We start from the raw sequence: 21,586 nt of genomic DNA, 5'->3' as shown, positions 1-21,586 counted from the left end.
TGATTTCCTTATACCGCCGTCACCCGATAGGCGGTGGTGTGGCGGTAGCTCTCCCCCGCCCGGAGCACCACGGTGGGAAAGTCCGGGTGATGGATGGCGTCCGGCCAGGCCTGGGTCTCCAGGCAGAAGGCCGACCGTGGTCCGTAGGACACACCCCCCTTGCCGGGGGTACCGTCCAGGTAATTGGCGGTGTAGAGCTGGAGGCCGGGCTGGGTGGTATAGCACGCCAGGCACAGTCCGCCGCCGGTGACCCGGGCGGCCAGTCCCATGGGGGCGCGGGGCTGACGGCTCAGGACAAAATTGTGGTCGTAGCCATTGCCCAGGGTGAGCTGGGGATGGGTCATGGCCAGCCCCTGGAGAAAGTCCACCGGGCGGCGCAGGTCAAAGGGCGTACCCTCTACCGGCAGCAGAACGCCGGTGGGGACGCTGGTGGCGTCGGTCTGGGTAATGGCGTCCGCCCACACCTGGATCTGCTGGCCCGCCAGGGAACCGGAGGCGTGGCCCAGCAGATTGAAATAACTGTGGTTGGTGAGATTACAGAGGGTGTCGGCGGTGCTCTCCCCCCGGTAGTCCAGGGTAAGCACTCCATCGGCGGTTAGGGTATAGGTCACCTGCACCCAAAGGGCGCCGGGAAATCCCTCTTCCCCGTCGGGGCTGACGTGGGTAAGCACCAGGGCGCCGTGCTCCTCCCTGGCCTTCCACACCGCCTGATGGAAGCCGTGAAGGCCGCCATGGAGGCAGTTGGGGCCGTTGTTGGCCGCCAGCTGATAGGTCGTCCCGTTCAGCGCAAAGGCGGCGCCGCCGATGCGGTTGGCCACCCGGCCCACCAGGGCGCCCAGGTACTTGTCCTGGCGCTCATAGTCCGCCAGGGTCTCGCACCCCAGGACAATGTCCCGCTCCCCCTCCTCGGCCGGGACGGTAAAGGCCCGGAGAATGCCGCCGTAGGTGAGCACCTGGGCGGCGTAGCGGCCGGCCCGGAGGGTCCACAGCTCCACCTGCCGGCGGTCCCGGGTAAGCCCAAAAGGCTGCCAAGTCAGCTCCGCCATGGCTTACACCTGCCGCAGGAAGCGGAGGAACGCCTCCTGGCCCGCCGGCGTGCGGGCGTATACCCCGGCGTGCTCCAGCACCTGGGCAAAGACCAGGCCGGTCTCGTGATACACCGCCTCCAGGGCGTTGTCCGCCGTCAGGGTGTACTTGTCCCGGAAGCCCTCCGCCCAGTCGGCATGGGAGGCGGTCAGGGGATCGGCCCGCAGGTCCGCCCCCGTTACCAGCTTGTCCGCCACGGCGGCCAGCTCGGCCTTCAGGCGGGCGGGCAGAACCGCCAGGCCCATCACTTCGATCAGGCCGATGTTCTCCTTCTTGATGTGGTGGAGCTGGGCGTGGGGGTGGTACAGCCCCAGCGGGTGCTCCGGCGTGGTCAGATTGTTGCGCAGCACCAGGTCCAGCTCATAGTCGTTCCCCCGCCGCCGGGCGATGGGGGTGATGGTGTTGTGGGGCTCCCCGTCGGTCTCGGCCAGAATCATGGCTGCCTCGTCGGTGTAGCCCCGCCAGCTCAGCAGAATGCGGTCAGCCAGCTCCACCAGCCGCTCCGCATCCGGGCAGGTCAGGCGCACCACCGCCATGGGCCACTTGACGATTCCCGCCTGTACGTCCTCATAACCGGGGAAGGTGAAGGGCAGCTCCACCGGCGCTTTCTCCATGGCGAAGGTATACCGCCCCCCCTGGAAATGGTCGTGGGCCAGAATGGAGCCGCCCACAATGGGCAGGTCCGCGTTGGAGCCCACAAAATAGTGGGGGAACTGCCCCACAAAGTCCAGCAGCTTGGCAAAGCAGGCCCGGTCAATCTTCATGGGGGTGTGCTCCCGGTTCAGGCAGATGCAGTGCTCGTTGTAGTACACATAGGGGGAGTACTGCAAAAACCAGGGAGAGCCGTTGATGGTGATGGGGACGATGCGGTGGTTTTGCCGGGCGGGATGGTTCACCCGGCCGGCATACCCCTCGTTCTCGGCACACAGCTGGCACCGGGGATAGGCGGCGGCGGGCAGGTTCCGTGCGGCGGCAATGGCCTTGGGGTCCTTTTCCGGCTTGGAGAGGTTGATGGTGATATCCAGCTCCCCGTAGCCGGTCTCCGTCTTCCACTGCACGTCCTTGGCGATCCGGTCCCGGCGGATGTAGTTGGTGTCCTGGCTAAATTTGTAGTACCAGTCGGTGGCCGCCTGGGGACTCTCCCGGTACAGCTCCTGGAAGCGCCCGATCACCTGGGCGGGCCGGGGGGTGAGGGCGCCCATCAGCCTGGTATCCAGCAGATCCCGGTAGGTGATGGTGTTTTCCTCCAGTACGCCCCGCTCCGCCGCGTCGTCCAGCAGGACGTCCAGCACGGCAGGCAGCTCTCCCTCCCCCATGGGGGGCAGAGGGTGCGGCAGGGCGCAGCCGTCCAGCTCCAGCGCCTCCAGCAGGGTGTTGGCCGCCCAGAGGGTATCCGCCGGCGTAATCAGCTCCCGCTCCAGGGCATAGGACAGCAGCTTGGCAATGGCCTGGTCACGCTCCATGCTCAGCCCTCCTCAAATCCGTTGGGGTGGTCCTTGTGCCAGGCCCAGGCGGTGGCCACAATGGTGGACAGATCGTTGTACTTGGGCTGCCAGCCCAGCACCTCCACCGCCTTGGCCGAGGAGGCGATGAGCTGGGCGGGATCTCCAGCCCGGCGAGGGGCCATATTGGCCGGGATGGGATGGCCGGTCACCGCCCGGGCCACCTCGATAACCTCGTTTACGGTAAAGCCCACCCCGTTGCCCAGGTTGAACACGTTGTTGTCCCCGCCCTTCATCAGATAGTCCAGGGCCAGGATATGGGCCTGGGCCAGGTCGGTGACGTGGATGTAGTCCCGGATGCAGGTGCCGTCCTTGGTGGGATAGTCGTCCCCGAAGACGCTCACCGCCGCCCGCTGGCCCAGGGGGACCTGGAGGATGATGGGGATGAGGTGGGTCTCCGGGTTGTGGGCCTCCCCGATCCGGCCGGAAACGTGGGCGCCGCAGGCGTTGAAGTACCGCAGCGCCACGTATTTCAATCCGTGCGCCCGGGAGACCCAGCCCATCATGTGCTCCATGGCCAGCTTGGTCTGGCCGTAGCAGTTGGTGGGTACGGTGGGGTCGCTCTCCAGAATGGGAACCCGCTCCGGCTCGCCATAGGTGGCGGCGGTGGAGGAAAACACAATCTTATCCACCCCGTGGGCCACCATGGACTGGAGGAGCACCATGGTGCCGTAGAGGTTGTTGTCATAGTACTTCAAGGGGTTGGACATGGACTCCCCCACCTGGGAGGAGGCGGCAAAGTGAATGACCCCCTCAATGTGCTCGGCCTGGAACAGGGTGTCCAGCGCCCCCCGGTCCCGGATATCCAGCTGGTAAAACTTCGCCTTGGGGTGGACGGCGGCCTTGAAGCCGGTCTGCAAATTGTCGGCCACCACTACCTCCCGGCCCGCGTCAATCAGCTCATACACCGTATGGGAGCCGATGTAGCCGGCCCCGCCTAACACCAAAATCGCCATTTCAGGTGCGCTCCTTTCACATTAAACAGTCAGATCATTCAGGACCAGAGAACGGCGCCGCCCACCGGCCGGACCCGCAACACATGGCAGCTGCCCGCGCCCAGGGCCGCCTCCACCTGCGCCCGGAACCGGGGCAGCAGCTCCAGCGGCACAAAAGCCTGGATGGTGCCGGCAAATCCGCCGCCGTGAACCCGGCAGGCGCCCCGGCCTTCCAGCGCCCGCTCCGCCACCGTCAGAGCCACCGCCATGGCCTGCTCGGCCACCGCTCCGGCAGGGGTGATGTTCTGAAGCAGCTCCCAGGAGGAGCGGCCGGACTGGTTCACCAGGGCCAGGAAGGCCGCCATGTCTCCGGCGGCCAGGGCGTCGGCCTCCGCCGCCACCCGCCTGTCGTCGGCATAGAAGTGCAGCGCCCGGAGCACCGCCCGGTCCCCCACCGCCTGCCGCAGCCGGGGCAGGTTCTGGAGCACCTGAGACTCCTCCACCTCACGCAGTACCCGCTTTCCGAAGAAGGCCGCCACCGCCCCCATCTCCCGGGGGACCGCGGCGTATTCATCCGTCAGGTCGGCGTGGCTGGCTCCCGAGTCGATGATGCACAGGGCATAGCCCAGGCTGTCCAGGTCCACCGCCACCGACCGCACCACCGGAGCGGCGGGATCGGCAAAATCAATGGCCACCGCACCCCCCACGGAGGAGGCGGTCTGGTCCATCAGGCCGCTGGGCTTGCCGAAAAAGTCATTCTCCGCCCGCTGCCCCATCTGGGCGATGGTCACCGCGTCCAGCTCATCCCGGCAGAACAGGTGATTTTCAATCACGCCCAGCAGCACCTCGCAGGCCGCCGAGGAGGACAGGCCGGAGCCGGGCAATACCTCCGACATGGCGAACACGTCGAAGCCAGACACCGGATAGCCCTTCCCGGCCGCCTGGGCCGCCATGCCTCTCACCAGGGAAGCGGTGCTCTCCTTCTCCTCCTCCACCGGCTCCAGGGTGTCCAGCATCACTTCCACCATGGGCCAGCCCTGGGACTGGAAACGGATCACACGGGTGCCGTTGGGGGCGGCGCAGGCCAGAAAATCCAGATCCACCGCACCGGCCAGCACCCGGCCGTGCTGATGGTCGGTGTGGTTGCCGCAGAGCTCCGTCCGGCCGGGGGCGGAGCACAGGGCCACAGGAGTGTCCTCCCCCGCTCCAAAGCTATGCTGGAAGCCGTCCAGCAAGTCCGACACCCGGCGCCGGGCGGCGGCCAGATCGCCGTACAGCAGGCCGGCCATGGGCTTGTCCAGCGCCCCGGCCGCCAGCGCACGGCGCACATCGCCCAGTTTTTGCATGGTTATCCTCTCCCTTTCCGCCCCGGCGCCGCCGGGGCCGTTCTTCAATGCACAGCATACACGCTTTTCCCGTCTCCGTCAAGAAAGCCGCTGCAAAGCAGGCGGGTTTCCCGCGTTTGCCTTGCAGCGGCTTCCCGCTTCTGAGATAAGGCTTACTTCTTCTGGACGTACTTCAGGCAGTCCAGCATGACGGCCACCAGAATGATGATGCCGGAGAACACAAACTGGAGGTTGGTGTCAATACCCAGGGTGGTGAGGGAGTAGGTCAGGGCGGTGAAGATAAACACGCCCACCACGCACCCGGAGATCTTGCCGATACCGCCGGTGAAGGAGATGCCGCCCACCACGCAGGCCGCGATGGCATCCATCTCCCAGCCCTGGCCATAGGCCGCGGAGCCGGAACCGGTCATACGCAGGCACTCCAGCCAGGCGCCGAACCCGTAGAGGACGCCGGCCATGATGAAGGCGCCCACGGTAACCCAGAACACCGAGATACCGGACACGGCGGCGGCTTCCGGGTTGCCGCCCACGGCGTAGAGGTTCTTGCCGAAGGTGGTCTTGTTCCAGATGAACCACACCACAATCACCGCAGCCACGGCCCACAGAATGATGGTGGGGAAGCTGCCGAAGCGGGGAATGATCATGCTGGGGATGGTGGTGTCAATGGCGCCGAAGGACACGCCCTTGGTGGAGTAGGTCACCAGGCCGAAGATCACCAGCATGTTGGCCATGGTGGAAATGAAGGGGTGCATCTTGAACTTGGCGGTAAAGAAGCCGGCGATGGTGGTGAAGATGGTACACAGCACAACGCACACCACCAGGGCCAGGAAGACCCGGCCGATGACCGGCACGCCGGTGAAGTCAAAGATGTGTCCGAACACCGAGCCGGTGTTGATGCCCTGATGCATCACGATGGTGGCCGCCGTCATGCCCATGCCCACCATACGGCCGATGGACAGGTCGGTGCCGGCCAGCAGGATCAGACCCGCCACGCCCAGAGCCAGGAACATTCTGGGGGAGGCCTGCTGCAGGATGTTCAGCACGTTGTTCACCGTCAACAGAGGCATGTTCTTCACCACGGGGGTGATGATACAAAGGGCGATGAAGATGATGATGATGGCAATGTAAAGGCCGTTCTTCAGCAGGAAGTCCCGGCGGTTGAAGGTGTATTTGTAGCTCTCCCACTTCTGGGCCATGGTCTCGCCGAAGGTAAACTTGGACATGCGCAGCAGGTCAATGAGGTGATACCGGTGGTCAAAGGCGGCGTGCTGCCGGTCCTTGATCTCCTGCAGGTCCTTGGCCCGCTTCATCTTGGCGTCAAAGAGGCGGTTTTTGTGGACGTACTTCTCGTCCTTCACCTCGCCGGCGTCGGTGAGCTTGGACACGGTGGCCTGATGCTCCTGCTCCAGGGCGGCCACGGCGGCCTTGTAGTTCTCCTCCGCCTGGACCTTCTCGGCCTTGCAGCTCTCCGTCACCGCCTGGTAATAGCCCTGGTAGTTGGCCTTCAGATAGCTCTCCGCCTGGGCGATGAGCTTGGACACCTCGTCCTTGTTCTTGGCCTCCACCTCTTTGGCCTTGGCCAGCTGAGCCTGGAGCTCCTGGGTGCGGGCTGCCTTCTCCTGGGCGGTGTATATCTTGTCCCGCTTCAGGTTGTCCAGGATGCTCTGGATCTCCACCACCTTGTCGGTGCCATCCGCCCGCAGCTCGTTGATCTTGGCCTGAATGGCGCCTACGGCTTCGTCAATGGGCTGGAGGAGCTTGGCCTCCTGCTCCGCCGTCAATATCTTCGTATTCTCTGCAACCATAGCTTATCTCCTACTACAGATATTTTGCGCTCAGGCGCAAAAGCTCTTCCTGATCCGTCTCTTTCGTGTTCACGATGCCGGAGAGATGTCCGTTGGACATGACCCCGATGCGGTTGGTGATGCCCAGAATCTCCGGCATCTCGGAGGAGACCACGATGATGGTCTTGCCCTGCTTGGCCATGTTGATGATCAGCTCATAGATCTCATACTTGGCGCCCACGTCAATGCCGCGGGTGGGTTCGTCCATCATAAAGACCTGGGGTTCCCGCTCCAGCCATTTGCCGAAGATGACCTTTTGCTGATTGCCGCCGGACAGGCTGGTAATCATATCGTCAGGACCCATGCACTTGGTGTGCATGACCTTGATCTCCTTGTTGGTGGCCTTCACCATCTTGGCGTCGGACAGGGCCAGACCGGCCTTGTACTGCTCCAGATTGGCGATGGTGGTATTGAAGGTGAGGTCGCACTTGAGGAACAGGCCGTTGGCCTTGCGTTCCTCCGTGATCATGGCAAAACCGTGCTCAATGGCCTCCTTGGCGCTGCCGAAATTCATCAGCCGGTTTTTGAAATAGACCCGGCCCGCCGCACGGGTACGCACCCCGAAGATGGTCTCCATCAGCTCGGTGCGCCCGGCGCCCACCAGGCCGTACAGGCCGAAGATCTCGCCCTCCTTCACGTCAAAGGACACATCCTGCAGGTAGGGGGCGTACTTGGTGGACAGGTGCTGCACGGAGAGGATGGTGTCGCCGGGGGTGTTGTTCACCGGCGGGAAGCGGCTCTCCAGAGAGCGGCCCACCATGGCGGCGATCAGCTCGTTCATATTGGTCTCTTTGGAGGGCTTGGTCATCACCAGATTGCCGTCCCGGAGCACCGAGATCTCATCGCAGATCTCAAAGATCTCATCCATCTTGTGGGAGATGTAGATCAGGGAAATACCCTGGGATTTGAGCATCCGCATCATCTCAAAGAGCTTATCTACCTCCTGTACCGTCAGGGAGGAGGTGGGCTCGTCCAGCACGATAACCTGGGAATTGTAGGAGATTGCCTTGGCAATCTCACACATCTGCCGCTGGGAGACGGACATATTCCGCATAGGCTGGGTCAGATTCACCGTCATGCCCAGCTTGCGGAACAGCTCCGCCGCTTTTTTCTTCATCCGGCCCTCGTCCACCACTCCAACAGCATTGGTGGGGTAGCGGCCCAGGAACAGATTGTCAATCACATTGCGCTCCAGGCACTGGTTCAGCTCCTGGTGCACCATGGCGATTCCGTTTTCCAGCGCGTCCTTGGGGCCGGAAAAGCTGATTTCCTTGCCATTGAGGAAAATTTTGCCCTCGTCCTTCTGATAGGTGCCGAACAGGCACTTCATCATGGTGGACTTGCCCGCGCCGTTCTCCCCCATCAGCCCCATGACCGTGCCCCGCTTCACATCCAGGTTGATGTGGTCCAGCACCCGGTTTCGGCCGAAGGATTTGCACATGCCGCGGATGGACAGGACAATATCATCTCTTGCATCTGCCATTCTCGTTACTCCCGTTATTGCATATTCCAGAACCCGGCAGAGGATCACGCGCCGGGCCTTGCTTCAAAAACGCCGAGAGGGAGAATCCCTTCTCCCTTTCAGCGTGCGATTCAGTTCCGGGCCGGCGGCGGTACGCCGCCGGCCCGGCAGGGTTTTCTTACTGGCTCAGCAGGCCGGTGTAGGAAGCGGCGTTGTCGGTCTTCACCATGTTGATGGCGAAAGCGTCATAGGCGCTGGGGTTGCCCAGACGGTTGGTGATGTTGGACTCGGTCTGGCCGTCGCCGCCGATGTACTCCACCTTCAGGTTCAGCAGATCGTCATAGTTCTGCAGCAGGGGCTGATAGGTGGCGCTGAGGAAGTTGTCCGCGGCGTTGTAGATGTTCAGCCATACGCTCTTCTCGGGGTGGGCGGTGGCGTCCAGCTGGTTGGCAACGGGGGCGTAGGGAACGGTGGAGTCCAGGAACTCCTCGTAGTTCTCTGCGGTGACAGCCACGTTCAGAGCGTAGTAGGAGCGCTGCTCCTCATTGTAATAGAACACATCGTCGGTCAGCACGTTGCCCGCGTCGTCGGGGGTGCCGATGCCGGTGTCGATGTCCACGCCGTCCAGCGCGTTGCGCAGCACACGCAGGGTCAGGTAGGCCTGCACGTCGGCGTGCTGGCTGATGGTCCCGCCGTAGCCCTCCGCGATGGCGGCAACGGCGTCGGAGTTGGCGTCATAACCGAAGGTGGGAACCCCATTGGCCTTGGACCAGGCGTTGAACATGGACATGCCCATGCCGTCGTTGTTGGAGGCCACGATGTCGATCTGATCGCCGAAGGAGGAGGCCCAGGTGCCGATGGCGTTGCCGGCGGTGGCGGCATCCCAGGTGGCGCCGGCGGAGTTCTTCATCTCCTGAGAGGCCAGCTCACGCACGGTGTAGGTCTGGCCGTTGATCTCCAGGGTGCCGTCCTTCACGTAGGTGGAGGTACCGTCGATGTTGGTGCCGACGGGCGTGCTGTCGATGGCGCCGTCAACATCAACCGCAGTACCCAGAGCGGCGCGGACGCCGCGGGTACGGGCGATGGAGTCGTTGTGGCCGATGTCGCCGATGGCCAGCACGTAGCCGATGACGCCGTCGCCGTTGCGGTCAATCTCGTCAATGTGAGCGGTGATGTAATCCAGGATCATGGTACCCTGGAGCTCGGCGCCCTGGTTGGCGTCAAAGCCCACGTAGTAGGTGTCCTCGTTGAAGCTCAGGGCGTTCATGTCCAGCTCGCCGGTGGAGCTGTTGGAGGGCTGACGGTTGAACCACACCAGGGGCTTATCCTTGTTGGCAACCTCGGTAACCTGAGCGGGATCGCCGCTGCCGGTCTCCTGGCCGCCGGACGGGGTCTCACTGGTCTCGGTTCCGCCGGAGCAGGCGGCCAGAGAGAACACCATCGCGCCGGAGAGAAGTAACGCAAGTACCTTCTTTTTCATAGCAATTCTCCTTTTTCCTTAGAATTCGGACAGCATCCCTCCTGTTTGGATACCGCCCGGTCTAGACTTATTCTAGTGGATATGAATTGGAAAAACAAGGTGAAAATTCACCGAAAGAAGGGTAAAATTTTATCCACATAAAATAATATACAAAAATTTCGCCGGTCAAAACTGTGCACTTTGCCAAAGGGTCCCCTACTCAAAGGCAAACAGAGCCTTCTGGCTGTCCATGGTAAAGAGATTCTCCCGGTCCACAATCTGAGTGGAGGTGTCCACGGTCCGCTCCATGCCCCCGTCCTGGCCGCTGAGCAGCTGGTAGGCACTCTCCACCCCCAGGTAACCCATAGCGTAAGGGTTTTGCACCACCAGCGCGTCCACCCAGCCCTCCTGCAGGCCGTCAATGGTAACTACGTTGGAGTCAAAGCCCACCAGAAATACCGTCTCGCCGCAGCCCAGCGCTTCAACCGCCCTACCTGCGCCCACGCTGGTGGGTTCGTTGAAGGCCAGCAGCACGTTGATCTCGGGAAAGGCGCTGAGAAGCGCGGTGGTGTCCTGCTTGGCCTGCTCCGCCTCCGCCAGGGTGTTCACCACCGACACGATCTCCGCCCGGCCGCTCTCGGCAAAGGCGTCCACCGCCCCCCGCTCCCGCTCCTGGCCGTTGGCGCTGCTGACATCGTAATTGACCAGGCCCACCTTCAGCGTCCCCTCCACCCGGTCCAGGGCGGCCTGGGCCGCCATCCGCCCGGCGGCGTAGTTGTCCGTTCCGATATAGGTGCTCACCATCTGGGAAGCCACGCTGCTGTCAATGGCCACGATCTTCACACCCGCCCGGGCGGCCTCATTGACGGCGGCGGCGTTGTTTTCATAGTCGATGGCGGAAAAAACCAGGGCCTCCGCCCCGCCCTGCACCGCATCGGCAATCATCCGGTTCTGGGCCTCGTAATCCTCCTCCGTCTCCGGTCCGATGATGTCCAGCTCCAGGTTGTACTCCGTGGCGGCGGCCTCGGCGCCGGCAAACACCGACAGCCAGAACTCGGTTTCGGTGGACTTGGCCACCAGGGTCACCGTATGCTGCCGGGAGGAGGCGGCGTCGTTCCCACACCCGCACAGCAGCGTCCACAGCAGCGCCCACAGCAGTACGGTCCGTCTATTTCGCCTCATACTCCCCCTCCTGTATCCTGGGCATGCGGATCTCCACACAGGTCCCCACGTCCGGCTCACTGGTAATGCGCAGGCCGTACTGCCGGCCGAAATAGATCTTCAGCCGGTCGTTGACGTTTTTGATGCCGATGCCGGTGCGGTCCGTGGGACCGTGCTGCATGATGGAGCGGATCTGCCCCTCGCTCATGCCCACCCCGTTGTCCCGGACGTAGAACACGATATCCTCCCCCGCCTGCCGCACCTGCACGGTGATGCGGCCTTCCTCCACCAGCAGATCCAGGCCGTGGTTGATGGCGTTTTCGATGATGGGCTGCAGGGTGATTTTGTTGCAGTAAAAATTCAGGCAGGCCGGGTCCACGTCAAATTCATAGGTAAACTGATTTTTATACCGGTATTTCTGGATTTGCAGGTAGCTCTCGGCGTGCTCAATCTCTTTGGCAATGGGGATGAGCTCGTGGCCCCGGCTGATGCTGATGCGGAACAGCCGGGCCAGGGCATGCACCATGTTCACCGCCTCGGCGTTGCGGCCCTGTTCGCACATCCAGGCGATGGAGTCCAGGGTGTTGTACAAAAAATGGGGGTTGATCTGGGCCTGGAGGGCCTTCAGCTCGGTCTTGCGCAGGTTGACCTCCTCTTCCCGCACGGTGGTCATCAGCTGCTGAATCCGCAGCACCATATGTCCGAAGGAATCGGAGAGCTCCTGCACCTCCCGGGTGCCGCCCACGGGCCGGTAGGTGAAATGGTCGGCGTCGGTTTCAAAGCGCTCCATGGCGGCCGCCAGACCCCGCAGTGGGCGGCTGAGCAGGAAGGAGAGCAGCCAGCTGGTGAGCACCGCCGCCGCCAGCACCACCACCGCCAGCAGCATGGACAGGCGGATCATCTCGCCCACGTTGCGGTTCACCAGCTCGTCCACGTAGCTGACGCCCACCACCCGCCAGTCGCTGCCCGCCACGCTGGTGATGCTGTAAATCACGGTGTCGTCGGCATAGGCGTCGTCCTTCAGGGCCGCCAGGGCGGCGGTGTTTTCCGCTTTCAGCCCGGCGTAGATCAGCTGCTGCTGGGGGTGGTAGACAATGTTGCCCTCCCCGTCCATCAGAAAGCAGTAGCCCCGCTGGCCGATGCTCACATTGCTGATGTAGCTGGAGATGCTGGAAAAGCTCAGGTCCAGGGAGACCCAGGCCGCTTCCCCGCCCTGCTCCAGCGGGGCGGTCATGGTCACCACCCAGGGGTAGTACCCCTCAAAAATACTCTCCACATGGGGGGCGGTCATGTAGGACCCCTCCGCGCTCCGGGCCAGGTCCAGGTCGAAGGAGAGGTTGTGGAAGATCTGCTCTCTGGGCTCCCGGTCCAGGGACCAGCAGTCCAGCAGCGCTCCGCCGGCGGAGTAGCTGGTCACCGCCACCACGTCCGGGCGGAAGGTCAGGAACACCGTCAGCAGCCGGTCCTGGTTGTCCACACTCTCCGACATGGACTGTTTTACCAGATCCATGGCCTGGCTCATATCCCGCAGGTAGTTGCCCACGGTGTTGGAGGCCTGGGCCACCGCCTGGGCGCTGGTGGTGCGGGCATTCTGCACCATGGCGCTGCGGTAGCGGTTGAGAAAGAGCAGGATGCAGCAGCACAAAATCACCGACACCACCCCCACCACCATGGTTACCAGGATGGTGGTGATGCGCAGGCCCGTGGGGGAAACGCTCCGTCTCAACCTCCCTCACTCCCCTTCTCCAGTCCCAGCCTGCGGCGCATGGCGTTGGGGGATTCCCCGCAGTATTTCTTGAAGCAGTAGCTGAAATAGTGCTGATCGGTATAGCCGCAGCGCTGGGAGACCTCCTGGATTTTCAGCTGGGAGGAGGCCACCAGCTCCCGGGCCGCCTCCATCCGCTTGCGGATCAGAATGTTGATGAAGGTCTCCCCGGTATACTTCTTGATGCAGGCGCTCAGGTGGTTGGGGCTGACATCCAGCATCCCGCTGAGGGAGACCAGGGAGAGGCCGGTATCCATATAGTGCTGGTCCAGGGCCTCCAGCGCCCGCCTGCACAGCAGGCTGCCCCCCTTCCCCGCCGGGGCCAGGTCGCTGATAAACTGGGCGCCGCCCTCCGTCCGGTCCCCCTGGCGCAGGGCCTCCATGGCCTGGCGGTAGCCGTCGTGCAGGCCGCCGATGGTCCGCACCTCCCCGCTGACGCCGATCCGGCAGCGCTTGCCCAGCACCCGCTCCGCCATCTGGGGAATTTCATCGGCCAGAATGTGCAGGTACTCCTCAAAGTCCGACGGGTTGCCCAGCAGCACCGAGATCACCTTGCCCGCGGCAAAAAAGCTGACGCTGCGCAGGTATTTGGACGCCAGCCGGTCCACCGACTCCACAAAGGGGGGCGCGGTGCAGTTGGCCCCCTCCCCGCTCAGCAGGATGGATACCATTACGGTGTACCGGGGCCTTTCCTCCAGGTCCCGCAGCAGGCCGCACTGGCGGGCGTACGCCTCCGCCTGGGCCTCCCCCTCCGGCTCGGCGTAATCGTCCAGCACCAGGGGCATCAGCATGGCCGCCCGCAGGTCCGGCCCGCCGGTCCGGGGGGCCGTCTGCCGGAATTGGGCAAACTGGGCGTCGATCTTCTGGCGGATGATGCGCAGCTCCGCGCCAAGCCCCTCCATGGTCAGGGGCTTGAGCATGTAGCTGATGATGTTGTACTGAATGGCCTGCTTGGCATATTCAAAGTCGTCATAGCCGCTGAGAAAGGCGATGTTGGTGGCCGGGCGCACCTCCCGCACCTGCCGGGCCAGTTCAATGCCGGAGATGAAGGGCATGCGGATGTCGGTGAGCAGCAGATCCGGCTCGTGCTGCTCCACCAGCTGGAGGGCGTCCAGCCCGTTTCCGGCGCTCCCCACCAGGCAAAAGCCGTAGTCCTGCCAGGGGATCATGGTGCATACCGCCTCTCTCAGCTCGTCCTCGTCATCCGCCACAACCACGGTATACAGCGTCTTGTGGGTCATCGCGGCACCGTCCTTTCCCTGCCCCGCCCGGTGGGGCCGCACCGTTTTTTCCCCATTATACCAGATCATTCCCTTACCCACAAACATTATCTTCCCCGCCCGGCAGGCAAAAAAATTCCGCGGACCGGCAGAGCCGGTCCGCGGACAGGTTTCAGGTCAGGGCTGCGTTCTCCCGGGCAGCAGCAGGCCCAGCACCACACCGGCGCCCGCCGGCAGCAGCCAGCCCAGCCCAGCCTGGGTCAGGGGGAGGGCGTCCAGCACGCCCAGAGGCGGGACAACGGCCTTCAAGGCGTCCAGCACGCTGAACACGCCGGCAAACAGCACCCCCAGGGGATAGACCCACCGCTTCCCCGCCAGCCAGCGCTGGAAGAAGGACAGGGCGATGAGGACAATAGCCATGGGGTACAGGATACCCAGCACCGGGGCGGATACCGAGATGATCTGGGTCAGGCCCGCGTTGGAGATCACCATGCTCACCACCGCAAACAGCACCGCCCAGCTGCGGTAGCTCAGTCTGGGACAGATGGAGCAAAAATACTCCCCGCAGGAGCTGATCAGCCCCACGCACACGTTGAAGCAGGCGATGACGAAGATGCCCGCCAGCAGCACGCTGCCCCAGGTGCCGAAAAGCAGCCCCACCACATTGGTCAGCGCCTGGGCGCCGTCGGTGGGGTCAGGCACCGCCCCGGCGGACAAAGCGCCGATGTGGGCCAGCATGCAGTAGACGATCAGCAGCATTCCGCCGGCGATCACCCCGGCGCGGATGGTACCCCTTACCACGGCGCCCTGCTCCTCCACGCCCCTGGCCCGGATGTTCACGGCAATGACTATGCCGAAGGCCAGCGCGGCGATGGTGTCCATGGTCTGATACCCCTCCACAAAGCCCTGAATCACCGGATGGGTCACGTAGCTGCCCGAGGCCGGACCGTACCCCTCCAGCGGGTTGAGCAGGCAGCCGGCAAAGGTAAAAACGATGAGGGCCACCAGAATGGGGCAGAGCACCTTGCCCAGCCGGTCGGTGAGCTTCTCCGGCCGCAGGGCGATCCACAGTGCGGCGGCAAAGAACACCAGGGAGTAGACCAGCCGGAAGAGGGAGATGGGCGCCTCCGCCCCCACAAAGGGCGGCACCGCCATCTCAAAGGAGGTGGTGGCAGTACGGGGAATGGCCAGGCAGGGGCCGATGGCCAGATAGGCGGCGATGGTGAAGGCCCGGGCAAACAGGGGATGGACCCGCCCGCCCAGGGTATCCAGCCCGCCGGAGCGGGCCACCGCCACCACGCCCAGCACCGGCAGCCCCACCGCGCTCACCGCCAGGCCAGCCACCGCCGGCCAGGTCATGACGCCGGCCTTGGCCGCAATGCCGGGGGGAAAGATCAGGTTGCCGGCCCCGAAAAACATGGAGAACAGAGTAAAGCCCACCAACAGCAGGTTCTTGCCCCGCAGCTGCATCTCGCCACCTCCTGATTCCGATTAAAAACAGCGGCACCCCTTGCGGTGTGCCGCTGTTTTTCACTGTATGCACCAAATTAGCCCTGGGAAATCGCACCCGTGGGGCAGGTGTCGGCGCAGCTGCCGCAATCGATGCAGGAGCCGGCGTCGATGACGTAGTGATCGTCGCCCTGGGAGATAGCGCCCACGGGGCAAGCGCCCTCGCAAGCACCGCAGCTCACGCAGGAGTCGCTGATGACATAGGCCATTGGAATACACCTCCAAACTCTAAAGCTAACGCTATTGTATCATAACTTTTTGAAAATGCAATGCTAAAATGCGCCGGAGGTGGGTATATTTTTTCTCAGCGGGAAAAACTAGAAGACACTCCAAAGGAGGCGCGGGCATCCATGGACCATCCATCTCCGTTTCATATGCAGGCCGCCGGGAGCCTGACCCCGGAACTGGAGGGGGCGCCGTGCAGCGGCGCGCACCAGGAGAGAACCAAAGCGAAAGGGCGTGCAACAGCGCATGAAACCTGTCAAGCGGCAGAAGAAGCCCCTGTTTTGGGGGAAAAACAGGCGGGAGACGGCCATGAATGACACTCGATTCACCCAGCGGGCGCAGACCGCCCTGCGGCTGGCCCAGCAGTGCTCCGCCGAGCTGGGTCACGGCTACGTGGGCAGCGAACACCTGCTGCTGGGACTGAGCCGGGAGGGCAGCGGCGTGGCAGCCAAGGTGCTGCTGGCCGCGGGCCTGGAACCGGAGGCCCTGAAAAACGCCATCGCCGCCCTGGTTGGGACGGGCGACGGCGGTACCGCCCCCTCCCAGGGGCTCTCCCCCAGATGCAAAAAGATCATCGAGCTCTCCCTCACCGAGGCCGCCCGGCTGGGCCACCCCTACGTGGGAACCGAGCACCTGCTGCTGGGCATCCTGCGGGAGGGGGACGGGGTGGCGGTACGGGTGCTGGCCAGCATGGGGGTCGAGCCCCGCCGGCTGCGGGCCGACGTCACCGCCGCCATGGGGGGCGACCCCTCCTCCTCCCCCTTCCGGGGGGCCGGACGGCCCAGAGAGCGGGAGTACGGGGGAGACACCAAGCTGCTGGACCAGTTCTGCCGGGACCTGACCCGGCTGGCCGCCGGCGGGGTGCTGGACCCGGTGATCGGGCGGGACCGGGAAATCGGGCGCACCATCCAGATCCTGGCCCGCCGGCAGAAAAACAACCCCGCCCTCATCGGCGAGCCGGGGGTGGGCAAGACCGCCGTGGCTGAGGGTCTGGCCTGGCGGATCGCCACCGGGCAGGTGCCGGAGGATTTGCAGGGCAAGCGGCTGCTCTCCCTGGACCTGTCCTCCATGGTGGCAGGTACCAAATACCGGGGAGAATTTGAGGAGCGGGTGAAGAGCATCCTGGCGGAGGTGCGCCGGGCCGGGGGCATCATCCTCTTTATTGACGAGCTGCACACCATCGTGGGGGCCGGCTCCGCCGAGGGTGCCATCGACGCGGCCAACATCATCAAGCCCGCCCTGGGCCGGGGGGAGCTGCAGGTGATCGGGGCCACCACCACCGACGAGTACCGGAAATATATTGAAAAGGACGCCGCCCTGGAGCGGCGGTTCCAGCCGGTGGTGGTGGGCGAGCCGGACAGCAGCACCGCCCGGGCCATTCTGCTGGGGCTGCGGGACCGGTACGAGGCCCATCACCGCCTCACCATCACCGATGAGGCCATCGACGCCGCCATCTCCCTGTCTCAGCGCTATATCGGGGACCGGCGGCTGCCGGACAAGGCCATCGATCTGGTGGACGAGGCCGCCTCCCGGGTACGCATTCAGCGGCTGGCTGCGCCCCCCGACCTCCAGGCCCTGGAGGAGCGCACTGCCCGCACCCGCCGGGAGAAGGAGGAGGCCATCCGGGACCAGGACTTTGAGAAAGCCGCCATGCTCCGGGACGCGGAGGAGGACTTCAGCCGGGAACTGGAGCAGCAGCGGGCCAGGTGGCGCTCGGGGCAGAACACCGGCTCGGTGGAGGCGGAGGACGTGGCGGAAGTGGTATCCGGCTGGACGGGCATTCCGGTGACCACCCTCACCCAGGCGGAGAGCCAGCGGCTGCTCCAGCTGGAGGAGGACCTCCACCGTCGGGTGGTGGGCCAGCAGGACGCGGTACGGGCGGTGGCCCGGGCGGTGCGCCGGGGCCGGGTGGGGTTGAAGGAGCCGGGCCGGCCCACCGGCTGCTTCCTCTTTCTGGGTCCCACCGGCGTGGGCAAGACCGAACTGTGCAAGGCCCTGGCCCACGCCCTGTTCGGCAGTGAGGAGGCCCTGCTGCGCTTCGACATGTCTGAGTACATGGAAAAGCATGCCGTCTCCCGGCTCATCGGCTCCCCGCCGGGGTATGTGGGTTACGAGGAGGGCGGGCAGCTCACCGAGCGGGTACGCCGCCGCCCCTACTGCGTGGTGCTCTTTGACGAGATCGAAAAGGCCCATCCGGACATCTGGGGCATTCTGCTGCAAATGATGGAGGACGGGGTGGTGACCGACGCCCAGGGCCGGAGGGCCGACTTTAAAAACGCCATCGTGGTCCTCACCTCCAACGTGGGCGCCCAGCGCATCACCACCAGGGGCGGGCAGCTGGGCTTTTCCGCCGCCCGGCAGACCGACGGGCAGACCCGCTCCCCGGAGGAGCTGCGGGAGGCCGTCACCCGGGATCTGAAGCAGGTCTTCCGGCCGGAATTTCTCAACCGGCTGGACGAGACCATCGTCTTCACCCAGCTGGGCCACACGGAGATCCGCGCCATCGCCCGGCGGATGCTGGAGCAGGTGGGCAGCCGCCTGGCCGCCCTGGGGGTCACCCTCGCCTGGACGGAGGAGGCTCTGGATCTGCTGGCCCGGCAGGGCTTTGACCCCAGCTACGGTGCCCGCCCCCTCCGCCGTACCATCCGCGCCGGGGTGGAGGACCCCGCCGCAGAGGGCCTGCTCAGCGGCGGACTGGGGCGGGGGGACACCGCCCTGGTCTGCCTGGAGGAGGGCGGGCTGCGCCTCCGGTTCCAGCCCGGTCCGGCTGCCCCGGAGCGGGAGGAAGTGGGGTAGTCCCCTTCCCGCCCTTGCGGCGGGGCGAAAAATGGGGTATAATGTAAGGGTTCTTTATCCTTTATCTGGGAGGCCTGTTTATGCAAGCGAGAGCCAGTGGTATCCTCCTTCCCGTCTTCTCCCTGCCCGGACCCTACGGGATTGGAACCCTGGGCAAATCCGCCCGGCAATTCATCAATTTCCTGTCCGACGGAAAGCAGAAGTTCTGGCAGATTCTTCCCCTGGTGCCGCCGGGGGGCGGGGATTCCCCCTACATGTCCGCCTCTTCCTTCGCGGGTAATCCCCTGCTGCTGGACCTGGAGCTGCTCCAGGAGGAGGGGCTGCTCACCCGGGAGGAGCTGGACTCCGCCCGGTGGAACAACCCCGACCGGGTGGACTACGGCTGGCTCCACCAGGGCCGTATGCCCCTGTTCCGCAGAGCCTGGGAGCGGGGGCGGCAGCGGTATGACGGTTTGCTGGACCAGTTCCTGGCGGACGAGGCGGACTGGCTGCCCGACTACGCCCTGTTCCTGGCCCTGCGCGCTCACTTCGGCGGCAAGGCCCTGGCCGACTGGCCCGACGAGGCCCGGCTGCGCAAGCCGGAGGCCATGGCCCGCTATCGGACCGAGCTGGCAGAGGAGTGCCGGTTCCAGGCCTTTTTGCAGCTGCTCTTTTTCCGGCAGTGGACCGCCGTCAAGGCCTACGCCAACTCCAAGGGCATCTCCATCATCGGGGACCTGCCCATCTACGTCTCCCCCGACAGCGCCGAGGTGTGGAGCGAGCCGGAGCTGTTCCAGCTGGAGGAGGATATGACCCCCTCCGCCGTGGCCGGTGTCCCCCCGGATGCCTTCACCGACCTGGGGCAGCACTGGGGCAACCCCCTCTACGACTGGGACTACCACAAAAAGACCGACTTTGCCTGGTGGAAGCGGCGGGGCAGTCACATGGCCCGGCTGTACGACGTGGTGCGCATCGACCACTTCCGGGCTTTCCACACCTATTGGTCCATTCCCAAGGGGGCGCCCGACGCCCGCTCCGGCCACTGGGAGGAGGGGCCGGGCTTCGGCCTGCTGGACGCGCTGAAAAACGTGTCCGGCCTCGCCCTCATCGCCGAGGATCTGGGGGCGCTGGAGGCCGACGCGCTGGAGTTCATCGCCCAGAGCGGCCTGCCGGGGATGAAGGTGCTGGTATACGCCTTTGACCCGGTGGGGGAGAGCTCCTACCTGCCCCACAACTGCCCCCAGGAGGCGGTTATCTATACCGGCACCCACGACACCCCCACCTTTGTCCAGTGGCTGTTCAGCGAAGCCAGCCCCGCCGAGCGGGATTACGCCTTCGACTATCTGCGCCTGCGGGAGGAGGAGGGGTTCGGCTGGGGCGCGGTATGCGGGGCCTGGATGTCCCCCTGCCGCCTGGCCATCGCCCCCCTCCAGGACCTGCTGGGCCTGGGGGGCGACGCCCGGATCAACACCCCCGGCACCATGGGACCCCACAACTGGTCCTGGCGGGTACGGGCCGAGGCCCTCAACCCCTCCGTGTCCGGCAAGCTGGCCAAGATCACCCGCACCTACCGCCGGTAACCGTCAAATATCACAAAAAGCGTCCCCGGGGAGATACGGCAAATGCTGTATCTCCCCTTTTCCGGTGGAATTTCCTGCATATTAAGCCTTGGCACTTGTAAATTGCAGAACTTTGTTATATTATGGTGAATACGAAATTCTTATTAAAAAGGTAAACGGGTGAATGTATGAGCCTTCGGATTGGAATTGATATCGGCTCCACCACCGTCAAGGTCGTGGTGCTGGACGAACAGAACAAGCTGCTGTTCCGCTCCTATGAGCGGCACTACTCCAAGGCCCGGGAGCGGGCGGCGGAGACCCTGCGCTCCATTCAGGGCAGGCTGGCCGGCCAGCAGGTGCGCATGGTCATCACCGGCTCGGCGGGCCTGGGGGTGGCCAAGGCGGCGGACATCGACTTTGTGCAGGAGGTGTACGCCACCGCCGCCGCCGTCAACCAGTACATACCGGATACCGACGCGGTGATCGAACTGGGAGGCGAGGATGCCAAGATCATCTTCTTCGGCGGCGCCCTGGAGGAGCGGATGAACGGCTCCTGCGCCGGCGGCACCGGCGCCTTCATCGACCAGATGGCCACCCTGATGAACGTGACGGTAAACGAGCTGGACGAGCTGAGCCTGCACCACGAGAAGATCTACCCCATCGCCTCCCGCTGCGGTGTGTTCGCCAAGAGCGACATCCAGCCCATCCTCAACCAGGGGGGGCGGAAGGAGGACGTGGCCGCCTCCATCTTCCAGGCGGTGGTGGACCAGACGGTGGCCGGCCTGACCCAGGGCCGGGAGCTGAAGGGGAAAATCGTCTTTCTGGGAGGACCCCTCCACTTCCTCATGGGCCTGCGGCAGCGGTTTATCGAAACTCTGAAGCTGGACAGCGACCACGCCATCTTCCCCGAGGACGGGGACTGCTTTGCCGGGATCGGCGCCGCTCTGTGCGCCTCCGACTATGGGGAGCAGCTGTTTGACGACGTGCTGGACCGGCTGGAGCGCAGTGTGGACAATGTGGGCCTGGTGGACACCATGCCCCCCCTCTTTGCCGACAAGGCGGACTATGAGGCCTTTACCGCCCGGCACAACGCCATGCAGCCCCCCCAGGCCGACATTCATACCTACCGGGGCGACGCCTGGCTGGGCATTGACGCCGGCTCCACCACCACCAAAATGGCCCTCATCACCGCGGACGGGGGCCTGCTGTACACCTACTACCACTCCAATCAGGGCAATCCGGTGGCCATTGTCCTGGAGCAGCTGCGGGAACTCTACCCCCTGTGCGAGGGGCGGATCACCATCAAGGGCGCGGCAGTCACCGGCTACGGGGAGGATCTGATCAAAAACGCCTTTAACTGCGACGCCGGCCTGGTGGAGACGGTGGCCCACTACAAGGCCGCCGCCCACTTCAACCCCGACGTGGATTTCATCATTGACATCGGCGGCCAGGACATGAAGTGCTTCAAGATCCGCAACGGCGCGGTGGACTCCATCCTGCTCAACGAGGCCTGCTCCTCCGGCTGCGGCTCCTTTATCGAGACCTTTGCCAAGGCCCTGGGCTACTCCATCGCCGACTTCGCCAAGCTGGGCCTGTTCGCCCGGCACCCGGTGAATCTGGGCTCCCGGTGTACCGTGTTTATGAACTCCAGCGTAAAGCAGGCCCAGAAGGACGGAGCCAGCGTGGAGGACATCTCCGCCGGGCTTTCCATCTCCATTGTGAAAAACGCGGTGTACAA

The 21,586-nt window shown here is 64.3% G+C and carries 15 protein-coding genes; 3 read left to right on the top strand and 12 right to left on the bottom strand.

Annotated elements, in window-relative coordinates; genetic code table 11:
- Positions 1 to 8: 8 nt before the first annotated feature.
- The 12 genes from Q0J74_RS02405 to Q0J74_RS02350 form a co-directional block, all read right to left on the bottom strand.
- Complete coding sequence (locus Q0J74_RS02405) at positions 9 to 1,046, bottom strand: aldose epimerase family protein (RefSeq protein WP_297210063.1); 1,038 nt, start codon at positions 1,044 to 1,046, stop codon at positions 9 to 11.
- Between the two features lie 3 nt (positions 1,047 to 1,049).
- Complete coding sequence (galT, locus tag Q0J74_RS02400) at positions 1,050 to 2,549, bottom strand: UDP-glucose--hexose-1-phosphate uridylyltransferase (RefSeq protein WP_297210060.1); 1,500 nt, start codon at positions 2,547 to 2,549, stop codon at positions 1,050 to 1,052.
- Positions 2,550 to 2,551: 2 nt separating this feature from the next.
- Positions 2,552 to 3,544: a UDP-glucose 4-epimerase GalE gene (gene galE / locus Q0J74_RS02395; protein ID WP_297210057.1), complete on the bottom strand. Its 993-nt coding sequence runs from the start codon at positions 3,542 to 3,544 to the stop codon at positions 2,552 to 2,554.
- Between the two features lie 38 nt (positions 3,545 to 3,582).
- A complete protein-coding gene (locus tag Q0J74_RS02390; RefSeq protein ID WP_297210054.1) occupies positions 3,583 to 4,869 on the bottom strand; it encodes a galactokinase in 1,287 nt (428 codons plus the stop codon).
- Between the two features lie 152 nt (positions 4,870 to 5,021).
- Positions 5,022 to 6,674, bottom strand: a complete 1,653-nt coding sequence (locus Q0J74_RS02385) for an ABC transporter permease subunit (RefSeq protein WP_297210051.1) — start codon at positions 6,672 to 6,674, stop codon at positions 5,022 to 5,024.
- Between the two features lie 13 nt (positions 6,675 to 6,687).
- Positions 6,688 to 8,196 carry a sugar ABC transporter ATP-binding protein gene (locus Q0J74_RS02380; RefSeq protein ID WP_297210049.1) on the bottom strand — a complete coding sequence of 503 codons (1,509 nt, stop codon included), beginning with the start codon at positions 8,194 to 8,196 and terminating at the stop codon, positions 6,688 to 6,690.
- Between the two features lie 157 nt (positions 8,197 to 8,353).
- Positions 8,354 to 9,655 carry a substrate-binding domain-containing protein gene (locus Q0J74_RS02375; protein WP_297210045.1) on the bottom strand — a complete coding sequence of 434 codons (1,302 nt, stop codon included), beginning with the start codon at positions 9,653 to 9,655 and terminating at the stop codon, positions 8,354 to 8,356.
- Between the two features lie 195 nt (positions 9,656 to 9,850).
- Positions 9,851 to 10,816: a substrate-binding domain-containing protein gene (locus tag Q0J74_RS02370; protein ID WP_297210043.1), complete on the bottom strand. Its 966-nt coding sequence runs from the start codon at positions 10,814 to 10,816 to the stop codon at positions 9,851 to 9,853.
- Positions 10,803 to 12,521 (bottom strand): cache domain-containing sensor histidine kinase, encoded by a 1,719-nt coding sequence (locus tag Q0J74_RS02365; protein WP_363315545.1) that lies wholly within the window; start codon positions 12,519 to 12,521, stop codon positions 10,803 to 10,805. Before Q0J74_RS02365 ends, Q0J74_RS02370 begins: the two co-directional genes overlap by 14 nt.
- Positions 12,518 to 13,882: a response regulator gene (locus Q0J74_RS02360; protein ID WP_297210041.1), complete on the bottom strand. Its 1,365-nt coding sequence runs from the start codon at positions 13,880 to 13,882 to the stop codon at positions 12,518 to 12,520. The genes Q0J74_RS02365 and Q0J74_RS02360 overlap by 4 nt, the downstream gene beginning before the upstream one ends.
- A 75-nt stretch (positions 13,883 to 13,957) precedes the next feature.
- Positions 13,958 to 15,250, bottom strand: a complete 1,293-nt coding sequence (gene brnQ, locus Q0J74_RS02355; protein ID WP_297210038.1) for a branched-chain amino acid transport system II carrier protein — start codon at positions 15,248 to 15,250, stop codon at positions 13,958 to 13,960.
- A gap of 77 nt (positions 15,251 to 15,327) precedes the next feature.
- Positions 15,328 to 15,498: a DUF362 domain-containing protein gene (locus Q0J74_RS02350; protein ID WP_087341111.1), complete on the bottom strand. Its 171-nt coding sequence runs from the start codon at positions 15,496 to 15,498 to the stop codon at positions 15,328 to 15,330.
- Between the two features lie 325 nt (positions 15,499 to 15,823).
- On the opposite strand from Q0J74_RS02350, the gene Q0J74_RS02345 reads away from it, so the two are divergent.
- From Q0J74_RS02345 to Q0J74_RS02335, 3 genes are all read left to right on the top strand, one after another.
- Positions 15,824 to 18,310, top strand: a complete 2,487-nt coding sequence (locus tag Q0J74_RS02345; protein WP_297210029.1) for an ATP-dependent Clp protease ATP-binding subunit — start codon at positions 15,824 to 15,826, stop codon at positions 18,308 to 18,310.
- Between the two features lie 80 nt (positions 18,311 to 18,390).
- Entirely contained in the window at positions 18,391 to 19,869 is a 1,479-nt protein-coding gene (malQ, locus tag Q0J74_RS02340; protein ID WP_297210025.1) for a 4-alpha-glucanotransferase, read from the top strand.
- Positions 19,870 to 20,036: 167 nt separating this feature from the next.
- On the top strand, positions 20,037 to 21,586 hold a 1,550-nt coding region (locus tag Q0J74_RS02335), incomplete at its 3' end, for a BadF/BadG/BcrA/BcrD ATPase family protein (protein ID WP_297210022.1).

Source organism: uncultured Flavonifractor sp. (assembly GCF_944387675.1).
Lineage (GTDB): Bacteria > Bacillota > Clostridia > Oscillospirales > Oscillospiraceae > Flavonifractor.
The sequence above is the reverse complement of the archived record's forward strand: the minus strand, read 5'-3'. Positions and strand labels throughout refer to the sequence as shown.

Excerpts from the sequence above, each read along its gene's own strand:
- Q0J74_RS02350 (WP_087341111.1), bottom strand. The coding sequence starts at position 15,498 with ATGGCCTATGTCATCAGCGACTCCTGCGTGAGCTGCGGTGCTTGCGAG.
- malQ (WP_297210025.1), top strand. The coding sequence starts at position 18,391 with ATGCAAGCGAGAGCCAGTGGTATCCTCCTTCCCGTCTTCTCCCTGCCC.
- Q0J74_RS02370 (WP_297210043.1), bottom strand. The coding sequence starts at position 10,816 with ATGAGGCGAAATAGACGGACCGTACTGCTGTGGGCGCTGCTGTGGACG.
- Q0J74_RS02345 (WP_297210029.1), top strand. The coding sequence starts at position 15,824 with ATGAATGACACTCGATTCACCCAGCGGGCGCAGACCGCCCTGCGGCTG.
- Q0J74_RS02405 (WP_297210063.1), bottom strand. The coding sequence starts at position 1,046 with ATGGCGGAGCTGACTTGGCAGCCTTTTGGGCTTACCCGGGACCGCCGG.
- galE (WP_297210057.1), bottom strand. The coding sequence starts at position 3,544 with ATGGCGATTTTGGTGTTAGGCGGGGCCGGCTACATCGGCTCCCATACG.
- Q0J74_RS02380 (WP_297210049.1), bottom strand. The coding sequence starts at position 8,196 with ATGGCAGATGCAAGAGATGATATTGTCCTGTCCATCCGCGGCATGTGC.
- brnQ (WP_297210038.1), bottom strand. The coding sequence starts at position 15,250 with ATGCAGCTGCGGGGCAAGAACCTGCTGTTGGTGGGCTTTACTCTGTTC.
- Q0J74_RS02390 (WP_297210054.1), bottom strand. The coding sequence starts at position 4,869 with ATGCAAAAACTGGGCGATGTGCGCCGTGCGCTGGCGGCCGGGGCGCTG.
- Q0J74_RS02385 (WP_297210051.1), bottom strand. The coding sequence starts at position 6,674 with ATGGTTGCAGAGAATACGAAGATATTGACGGCGGAGCAGGAGGCCAAG.
- Q0J74_RS02375 (WP_297210045.1), bottom strand. The coding sequence starts at position 9,655 with ATGAAAAAGAAGGTACTTGCGTTACTTCTCTCCGGCGCGATGGTGTTC.
- galT (WP_297210060.1), bottom strand. The coding sequence starts at position 2,549 with ATGGAGCGTGACCAGGCCATTGCCAAGCTGCTGTCCTATGCCCTGGAG.